This window comes from Segatella sinensis, from assembly GCF_040095255.1.
GTDB lineage: Bacteria > Bacteroidota > Bacteroidia > Bacteroidales > Bacteroidaceae > Prevotella > Prevotella sinensis.
In genome coordinates, this window is record NZ_JBBNGE010000081.1 from 1 (window position 1) to 9101 (window position 9101).

The 9101-nt window shown below is 44.7% G+C and carries 12 protein-coding genes; 4 read left to right on the top strand and 8 right to left on the bottom strand.

The window, feature by feature from the left end:
- Nucleotides 1-146: 146 nt before the first annotated feature.
- On the bottom strand, nucleotides 147-1835 hold the full coding sequence (locus AAAT87_RS14365) for a SulP family inorganic anion transporter (RefSeq protein WP_295024070.1): 1689 nt from the start codon (nucleotides 1833-1835) through the stop codon (nucleotides 147-149).
- A 113-nt stretch (nucleotides 1836-1948) separates the two neighbouring features.
- The gene (locus tag AAAT87_RS14370; RefSeq protein ID WP_089542521.1) at nucleotides 1949-2491 is read right to left on the bottom strand and encodes a hypothetical protein; all 543 of its coding nucleotides are present in this window, start codon (nucleotides 2489-2491) and stop codon (nucleotides 1949-1951) included.
- 387 nt (nucleotides 2492-2878) lie between these two features.
- Between AAAT87_RS14370 and AAAT87_RS14375 the strand changes: the two genes are divergently transcribed.
- Both AAAT87_RS14375 and AAAT87_RS14380 read left to right on the top strand, forming a co-directional pair.
- Entirely contained in the window at nucleotides 2879-3094 is a 216-nt protein-coding gene (locus tag AAAT87_RS14375) for a DUF3791 domain-containing protein (RefSeq protein ID WP_349226799.1), read from the top strand.
- 69 nt (nucleotides 3095-3163) lie between these two features.
- A complete protein-coding gene (locus tag AAAT87_RS14380) occupies nucleotides 3164-3382 on the top strand; it encodes a hypothetical protein (RefSeq protein WP_349226800.1) in 219 nt (72 codons plus the stop codon).
- A 339-nt stretch (nucleotides 3383-3721) separates the two neighbouring features.
- Here the strand turns inward: AAAT87_RS14380 and AAAT87_RS14385 are convergent, their stop codons facing one another.
- Both AAAT87_RS14385 and AAAT87_RS14390 read right to left on the bottom strand, forming a co-directional pair.
- Entirely contained in the window at nucleotides 3722-4768 is a 1047-nt protein-coding gene (locus tag AAAT87_RS14385; RefSeq protein WP_349226801.1) for a PDDEXK nuclease domain-containing protein, read from the bottom strand.
- A 180-nt stretch (nucleotides 4769-4948) separates the two neighbouring features.
- Entirely contained in the window at nucleotides 4949-5089 is a 141-nt protein-coding gene (locus tag AAAT87_RS14390) for a peptidoglycan recognition protein family protein (RefSeq protein ID WP_349226802.1), read from the bottom strand.
- Between the two features lie 205 nt (nucleotides 5090-5294).
- Between AAAT87_RS14390 and AAAT87_RS14395 the strand changes: the two genes are divergently transcribed.
- On the top strand, nucleotides 5295-6563 hold the full coding sequence (locus tag AAAT87_RS14395; RefSeq protein ID WP_349226803.1) for an AAA family ATPase: 1269 nt from the start codon (nucleotides 5295-5297) through the stop codon (nucleotides 6561-6563).
- Nucleotides 6564-6569: 6 nt separating this feature from the next.
- Nucleotides 6570-7232, top strand: a complete 663-nt coding sequence (locus AAAT87_RS14400) for a retron system putative HNH endonuclease (RefSeq protein ID WP_296973283.1) — start codon at nucleotides 6570-6572, stop codon at nucleotides 7230-7232.
- A 147-nt stretch (nucleotides 7233-7379) separates the two neighbouring features.
- Here the strand turns inward: AAAT87_RS14400 and AAAT87_RS14405 are convergent, their stop codons facing one another.
- From AAAT87_RS14405 to AAAT87_RS15595, 4 genes are all read right to left on the bottom strand, one after another.
- Nucleotides 7380-7814 (bottom strand): N-acetylmuramoyl-L-alanine amidase, encoded by a 435-nt coding sequence (locus AAAT87_RS14405; protein WP_349226804.1) that lies wholly within the window; start codon nucleotides 7812-7814, stop codon nucleotides 7380-7382.
- Between the two features lie 79 nt (nucleotides 7815-7893).
- Complete coding sequence (locus AAAT87_RS14410) at nucleotides 7894-7992, bottom strand: smalltalk protein (RefSeq protein ID WP_153089909.1); 99 nt, start codon at nucleotides 7990-7992, stop codon at nucleotides 7894-7896.
- Nucleotides 7993-8205: 213 nt separating this feature from the next.
- The gene (locus AAAT87_RS14415; protein ID WP_349226805.1) at nucleotides 8206-8793 is read right to left on the bottom strand and encodes an HU family DNA-binding protein; all 588 of its coding nucleotides are present in this window, start codon (nucleotides 8791-8793) and stop codon (nucleotides 8206-8208) included.
- 185 nt (nucleotides 8794-8978) lie between these two features.
- A complete protein-coding gene (locus tag AAAT87_RS15595; RefSeq protein ID WP_431997404.1) occupies nucleotides 8979-9095 on the bottom strand; it encodes a DUF4248 domain-containing protein in 117 nt (38 codons plus the stop codon).
- Between the last annotated feature and the right edge of the window lie 6 nt (nucleotides 9096-9101).

Below are 9101 nucleotides of genomic sequence, written 5' to 3' on the forward strand. Positions count from 1 at the left end.
GTAAAGTCGCCCTGAAAGGGCAAAAGCTTTCAATTTCAAAGCTTTTGCCCTTTCAGGGCGACTTTTTTGTATCTGTTCTAAAACCCAGGGCGATGCCCTGGGCTAGGAGCTTTTGGGCTTTCAGCCCGTTTCAACCGTACAGTTCGTTATTTTTTAGCCTCAATGATCTCTTCAGCCCGCTTCAGCGCCTTGCTGATATGATCAGTGATGTTCTCCTTGCCGAGCATATTGTAGAAGCCCGCCTTCTCCAACTGGGCATTTACCTTTTCGCAGACACCGGAGAGAACTATCTGGATATCCTCCTTCTGACTCATCTCGCAGAGGTTGGTGAGGTTGTGGATACCGGTAGAATCCACGAATGGAACCTTACGCATGCGGATGACGCGAACCAATGGACGGTCGCCGAAGGCTGCCATCACTTCCTCAAATTTATTACCTGCTCCGAAGAAGAAAGGACCGTTGATCTCATATACCTCTACACCCTTAGGAATCGTATAGTGCTCCAGGTTGGTAGAGAGGAAATCATACTCCTTGTTCAAATCAATCTCGTCCTCAGTAACTGCCGTCACATCAGTGGTTTCGCTCATTCGCTTCATGAAGAGAAGACAGGCGATAATCAATCCTACCTCGATGGCAACGGTCAGGTCGAAGATGATGGTCAGGAAGAAGGTAATCAGGAGCACGGTAACGTCGCTCTTAGGATTCTTCATCAATGCCAGGAAACTTCTCCAGCCACTCATACCGTAAGAAACCACAACCAATACACCGGCCAGACAAGCCATAGGGATATACTTGGCGAGCGGCATCAGGAAGAGGAAGATGAGCAACAGTACCACAGCGTGGATGATACCTGCGACAGGAGTCTTACCGCCGTTGTTGATGTTGGTCATGGTACGGGCGATGGCACCGGTAGCAGGAATTCCGCCGAAGAGTGGGGAAGCGAGGTTCGCCAGACCCTGGGCAATCAACTCAGTATTAGAGTCGTGGTGGTCGCTGATGACACCGTCGGCAACGGTAGCAGAGAGCAGACTCTCGATGGCGCCGAGGATGGCGATGGTGATGGCAGGAGATACCAGACTCTTGATGGTCTCCCAGTTCATCTCAGGAACCTGGGCAGCAGGCAACTCATTGCTGATAGAGAAACGGTCGCCGATGGTCTCGATGCTCTCCACGCCGGCAAACTGCTTGAGCAGCAGCGCTACAACGGTCATCAGGATGATGGCGATGAGCGATCCCGGAATCTTCTTGCTGAACTTAGGAGTGATGGAGATGACTACCACGCTAACCACACCGATGAGGGCACACCAAGGGTCGATGGTGTCGAAACTCTGGAAATAGACACCCCATTTTTCCAGGAAGTCAGAAGGATTGGAAGCCAATGTCAAACCGAAGAGATCCTTGATCTGAGTGGTGAAGATGGTTACGGCGATACCGCTGGTGAAACCTACCACGATAGGATAAGGGATGTACTTGATGATGGTACCGAGTCGGAGCAGACCGAAGAGCACCAGGAAGAGACCTGCCATCAGCGTTGCGATGGTCAATCCCTCGAATCCATACTTCTGGATGATGCCGTAGATGATGACGATGAATGCTCCTGTAGGTCCGCCGATCTGCACTTTGCTTCCGCCGAAGATGGAGATGATGAGACCCGCTACGATGGCTGTGATGATACCCTTCTCGGGTGTCACGCCAGAAGCGATACCGAATGCGATGGCCAGAGGCAGGGCTACGATACCAACGATGATACCTGCCATGAGGTCAGACATGAATGTTTTCTTGTTGTAACTCTTCAAGCAAGAAAACAAACTCGACTTAATTGCTATTGCCTTCATTTAAAAAGTTTTGTTATATGAATTAATGTGATTTTTTGCTTCGTTATCCGAAAATCGACTGCAAAGGTACAACTATTATTTCATATAACAAAATCTTTTTTAATGTTTTTTAATTACTGCAGCTGAGTCATGTGATAACCCAGTCTTTTCAGTTCCATGGCAGCGCCCATCAGATACATTTGATGTAAAGCTGCAATGAAACCACGGAAAGCAGCCTCTGTACCAGGCTCATATCCCTGGTGGATAAGCAGGGTATAGGTGCGTGCGGCACACTCTGCTACGATGGTAGAAGTAGCCTTGTGCTCGTTCTCGTCGAGCAGCAGAACCTGGTCGAGAATATAGTCATCCATATGGTCGAAATCAATGCGGTCTCTGAGGTATTCATAAAGATTATCTACCTTGCCATACAGCTCCCAGTCCTCGTCCCAGTATTTGGCGATGGCCATGCCCACGAACATAATCCATCCCAGAGCCACGGTAGGGTATTTGCTGAACTCGCGCATGGCATCAGGCAGATAGCTTTCGCCAATCTTCGCCCACTGTTCCTCGATGTCTGGAGCATCCGGAAGCTGCTCGTCAACACGCTGTCTGCCAGTAAGGTACATACTCAGATCCTGTTTGAAGATCTCTTCTATTCTTTTGCTTTTATTTTCCATATTATTTAATCTTTATTGTCTCTAACAGTAATTGAAGGTACAAAGGTAAAACAAAAAACTCAGATAATGCCCGTTTTTTACAAGTTTTAATGCTTTCTCCCTTCCGCATATCTCCCACAGATTTCACGGATTTACTCAGATTCATGGCTTTCAAGCCAAGACCTAAAAACAGAACCATAAAGTTTCAAAAATAAGCATAAAAAGTGGGATTTGTAGCATCTTCGACTAAAATCACCTTATAAAATGCTAAAATTTTGCCTATTTATGATAGATTATCGCAATAAATTATTATTTTTGTAGGGTAAAATGCAATAATAATATGAAGTTAAATCGCATAAAGGCAGTTTTAGAGGAGAAAGTGGCAGAGCCACAGAAAGGAGAACAACAATGAACAAGGGACAGCAACACAGAGCCATGTTTGTATCGTTCTGCATAGAGCAATATGCCAAGGCAAAGAATATGGCTACTGAGGATGTGGTGAATTTGTTTGAACAATATGGCATAGCAGAGCATTTTTGTGAGTTCTACGATGTACTCCATACGCAAGGCGGTCAGTGGCTGGTTGAAGAAATTGACAAAATGATAAACGAAAGAAGAAAATGAGCAAAGTATATTCCATACGGAGAAGTCGCTGCAAGCCATTAAATTTGTAGAATCAAAAATCATCAAGATATGAGTGCAAAGATAACACAGGACAACTTGCATATGTTGCTGCCATTAAAGATAGGATGGCTTGCCCCTTGGCTCTCAGAAGACAAGGGCATAAGCCTTACGGATGCAATCAACCGTATATATCGCTCAAAACTCTATAAGAAGCTATCCACCGAAAGTACCCAATACTGGCACTTGGGACCAGTTGACTTATACAATGAGCTGAAGAAAGAATTTTAAACAGAAGAAGTTATGCCAACAGACATATCAGAGAAAGAACTCGAAACAATACTCGTCAGCTATCTTCGTGACCATCAAGGTTATGAGGAAGGCACGTCCAGCGACTCTGCGTAACCCGTCAGCTCTATTACAGCAAGGAGAAAACGGACAGCATTGACGTGGACGATGACGACATTATGATGTGTATCTTGACTCAATATCCTGCTCGGCTTTGCTTTGTAGCCAATTGGCAGAATTATGAAATATTGCTCATTCTCAACCACTTGTAGTTCATTTCTCTTATCTTCACTTTCAGTTGCTTTTGCTTAAATTGTGCACTGCTCATAACATTCCTTTGCCTTATCTGATATGTTGTAGTCTGAATATCTCTTTCTGCTTTTCTATCTCTTCCTTAAGCTGCTGCTCTGTAGGGAGATAGGTGAGATATTTAGAAGCAAATAATTGCTTGCTGTCGTGCAGGATGGAAAATCTTGCGATGTCCTGGCTGGTTTCCGAACAGAGCAGTATGCCAATGGTCGGATTGTCGCCTTCCGTGCGCTTCAGTTCATCATACATTCTCACATACATATCCATTTGTCCTACGTCCTGATGGGTGATCTTGGTCGTCTTCAAATCGATCAGTACGAAGCATTTCATCAGGTAATTGTAGAATACCAGGTCTATGTAGTAGTCCTGGGTATCGGTGATGATGTGCTGCTGTCGCTCTACGAAGGCATAGCCTTTGCCCATCTCCATCAGAAACTTCTGAAGATGGGTGATGATGGCACTCTCCAGTTCGCTTTCCGAGAAGCTCATGTCACGGGATAAGCCCAGGAATTCTGTCACCATTGGCGACTTGATGAACATGGCTGGTGAGTCTGCGTATCCTTTTGTAAGAGTTTTCATCTCGTTCTCTACTTCATCTTTGTGCTCATTGCTGGTTTGCAGAAGACGATAATAGTATTGGGAGGCAACATTGCGGTCGAGGGTTCTTGTGCTCCACATTTGCTCTGACGACTCCTTTAAATACCATAGGCGAGCTTCTGCATCTGTAACCCTTAAAATGCTCTTCAGATGGGTCCAAGTAAGATTTTGCACGCGCGCGTGCAAAATCTCCCAATCAGGAAAATATTGGTATAATTGCTTGAAATAGGCAAGGTTACGAACGCCATAGCCGGAGCCGAACTCTGTTGTCAACTGCTGAGATATGGACTTGATGAGCTGTATTCCATAATCTGCACGCTGCTTGCCCAGTTGCTCTTCTTCAACAATACGTTTGCCAATTTCCAAGTTTGAGCGTATCAAGGCCTCGTTGATAGATTGATACGCCTTGCTTCTTGCTCGTGTGATGATGGTTCTGATATCATCTATGATATGAGCATCAATATTAGCTATCTTGTCATTCATATTCCTGTATATTTTATGCTTTTTCGTGCAAATTTAATAAAAATGTAGAAGATGGGCAAATCTTGATGGCAGAAAATCGCATAAATGGCAGCATTTTCTAGATTTATACGAAAAGCCCCAACCTTATGCGGGACATAAGATTGGGGAGTGAAAATGAAAGTATGATGAGAGTACGGAAATTTAGATGTGGAAATGAATGCTGGAGAGCCACTTCTTGACATTGAAAGATGGACACTCCTTGTGAACGCCAGGGAGATCTCTATGACCCAGGATCTCGGCTTCAGGATAGTCGGTGCAGAGACTCTTCAGAAGCTCTCTCATCGCAGCCTTCTGGGCTGGCGTGCGGGTGTCGGCAGGATGACGTACGGGAATATGTAATTACAGATGAAAAGAAAGTGTGAAATGAGGGTGGATAAATATGTTTTTGCAGAAAAAGTAATAGTTGAGCGTAAATAATAAGAGAAATATTTGGCAAATTGCTTTTTTAGTCGTACTTTTGTAGGCAAGTATCAATTAGAAATGACATATGAATATAACGTCGATAACTTTCAATAATTTCCGTTGCTTCGGAGAATATCACTTGCAGTTCAAACCAACTGTAAACTTACTGTTTGGTGTGAACGGTTGTGGTAAGACTTCTATCCTGCGTGGTCTAAAGATAGCAATGAGCTCATTTTTCTCAGGTTTTTCCGATAGTAACACTCGTTTTATTGGAATCTCTAATGATGATTTTATGAGCGAGGTGCATGATGGGGTAGAGTCTTTAGAACGACAAGTGATTATATCCTACGATTTTGCGGAGTTTCAAAATATGATTCTGAGTCGAACAGGCAAGAAAAATCGTACAGCAATTTCTGGCATCAAGCCTTTGCGTGATTATACTCATTCGTTATATCACGATCTTTCAACAGAAGATGATGGGAGTATAGCCCTACCACTTTTCGCTGCTTTCTCAACAGAAGACATTCACAGTAGCCGCAAGTTAGATCGTTCTATCTTCTGTAAATATTACCAGCCTCGTTCGTTCGGTTATTACGAATGTTTGCAGGGGGATGGATTCTTTGATTATTGGATGCATCGATTGCTCATCCTGCAAGAAGGACAGAAGTCGCTTAACGAAATTGAAGTTGTGCAGTGCGCAATAGGAGAAGCTTTGGGGGATAGTGGTTGCAATATTATCAGAAATGTGTCTATACGTCCATTGCAGAAGACAGTCTATTTTCATTTTGTTGATGGTCGAGAGATTGACTCACGAAATTTGAGTGATGGTTACAAGAGGCTTGTGAATATTGTAACAGACTTGTCTGTACGTTGTTATATTCTGAATGGCAAGAAATACGGTATGGAGTGTTGTCATGAGACGCGGGGAGTTGTGCTGATAGACGAAGTGGATTTGCATCTGCATCCGGAATTACAGTCGGTAGTTTTGCAATCCCTTCATCGAACTTTCCCTAAAATTCAGTTCATAGTTTCTTCTCATGCTCCAATGGTGTTGTCGAGTGTAGAGACTAATGATGATAATGAAGTGGTTCATCTGCAATATCAGAATGGTAATTATACTGCTGAGCCAATTGTGACTTATGGTATGGATGCCTCTACGATTCTAGAGACTTATATGGGCAAACGCTCCCGTGTGGCAGAGGTGGAAGAAAAATTGAAACATCTCTTTGCTTTAATTGATGAGGAGAAGTTTGCTGAGGCAAAGTCGGAATTGGGCTCAATGCGTGAAAAGTATTCTGACACAATTCCAGAGCTATCACGTGCCGAGTCAATGTTGTTATTTCTTGAAGATTAGAGGAATATGAATATAAGAAAATCAGCAGAACCCAAGGAGTGGACAAAATACAAGAATATTCCTGGGGTGCAGTTCAGCGGTATTCCTGCACTACAGGAATCTCTGTATCGTGAGCAGGGCTATTTATGTGCCTATTGTGAGCGTCGAATTCCTGTAAGGGATAAAATGTCCACCGAGGACCATCGTATAGAGCATTGGCATTGTCGTGATAAATATCCTGATGAAGTTTTCAGCTATGGAAATCTGCTGATGTGCTGTCCTGGCCAGATAGGGGGTGGAGAAAGTCATTGTGATGTAAGGAAAGGTAACGATATTATCGAGTGGTCACCTCTCAAAAAGGAGTGTACTGATAGTATTAGATATAGCTCTGATGGCACAATTTTGTCAAGCAATGCAAGATGGGATAAGGAACTCAACGAAAAGTTGAATTTAAATCATGAAATTTTGAAGCGTAATAGGGAGCAGACTCTACGAGGAGTTATTGAAGGAATAAACTCCAAAAGAGGAAAAGGTGTTTCGTGGACGCAGAAAGATGTTAAGGAGCAACTAGAAAAGTGGTCTAATAAGCATGATGATGGTAATGGTCATGCTGTCTATTATCCTTTTCATGGCATTGTCGTTTGTTTTCTTAAGAAGAAATTGGCAACGCTGAGCAAAAAAGGAGTATAATGCGGTCGGATAAAGGTCACGCAGATTTGGCTTTCCCTTCGGCCGCCGATTTTCAATTCGCAAATGACGCAGATTTTTGACCTATGCCCCAACCTTATGTGCGGGGACATAAGATTGGGGGGGGGAAAGAGAGATGAGTACGGAGAATTATATGTGGAAATGAATGCTGGAAAGCCACTTCTTGACATTGAAACATGGACACTCCTTGTGAACGCCAGGGAGATCTCTGTGGCCTAGGATCTCGGCTTCAGGATAGTCAGTGCAGAGACTCTTCAGAAGCTCTCTCATCGCAGCCTTCTGCGCTGACGTGCGGGTGTCGGCAGGACGACCATTGGCATCCAGACCACCCTCGTAACAGATGCCGATGCTGTGGGCGTTGTAATGACGGGCATGAGCTCCAGGCTCCGACTCCGGACGGCACGGATAAATCACTCCGTCCTTCGTGATGTAATAGTGATAACCGATGTCACGGAAACCACGCGCTAAATGACACGCCTCCAACTCGCCTACCGTGAAGTCCTGGGTAACTCGGGTGGCACTGCAGTGGATGACGATTAAATTGATCTTTCTGTTCTTGATCATAGGCAACTCTTGTTAATGATTACTGAATACTGATTAAAGAAAACTGATTACTGAAAACTGATTACTGATGATGGATTCATTACAGTCCCTTGCAGCTCTGCACACAGACGGCAGAAGCAATGGCGGTAAGTACTGTGATGATAAGATTGATGATCTTCTTGATGGTTTCTTTTCTCATGGTCTGATGATTTACTAAAACTTGATTTACAAAAACTTGATTCAACTGAAATGTTCATAACTAGGGAGATGTCCTAAGAAGGAAGCCCTATCACCCAGACACCCGTTCAGAGCTTGCTTTTGATGATTGTTGCAGATGATTCCTGCCTCTTGATGCTCTCGGAATGCCCCTGACGCCATACGGCTCCCTTCTTTCAGATTTTACTATTCTCGGCTACAAACTTACGTTGTCGTCACCGCCTCCATCTGTAGTTCCGCTATCCGTGGTTCCACCGCCACCTTCAGTCTGGCTGCCACCACCTCCGGTAGTCTGGCTGCCACCACCTGATGGGTTATCCTTGCCGGTATCATCCGGATTCACCGGATTCACCGGATTTCCCGGATTCCCCGGATTCTCCGTTGCAGGAGCTGCCAGATTGATGAGCTTGATAGAGGTGTCAAGATTCTCGGTCTTGAGCTCGCCAGTGGCTCTGGCTCTCAACTTCAATCCCAGGATGTACTTCCCCACGTTGTAGTTCTCCTTGGTAGGTGCACCGCCCTTCACCTTCAGTCCGAGGGAGAAAATAGCGATGTCGGCAAATTTTACATTTTTACCCAAGAGGAGCAACTCCTTGGTGCAGGCTGCTGCATCGGTCAGCATACCGAGGATGGCGCCCTTGCTGTAAGGGGTGTTGTGGCTAGCCATGTGAGCGGCGAGCTCTTCGAGTCCGATGGTTTCATCGGATACTACTCGTGGAAACCATTTGCCGCAAGCTTCGGCAATCTTCTGGTTCGTGTTCTGGTATAAGACAATTCTGATCATAACGTTTAAATGGTTAAATTATTAAAGTTAATCGGCGCTGCGCATTGCCCGTGGTTCTTTCTGAATCACAATGCAAAGATACAACATTCTGAATCCGCCATTCACGGTTTCTCACGTTTACTCACGATTTCTCACTGATTTTCACGTCTTTTTCTGAAGATAAGCCCGGAAGAATGATTTTCTTCCTATGGCTCGCCCAGATAGTCGAAGATGTAAGCTACCTGTATCGGGCTGAATTCCTTCGACCATTTGGTGTAGCCGCTCTTCACCAGAGCATCGTGGAGAGGCTTGCAGCGGTTGATCCATCT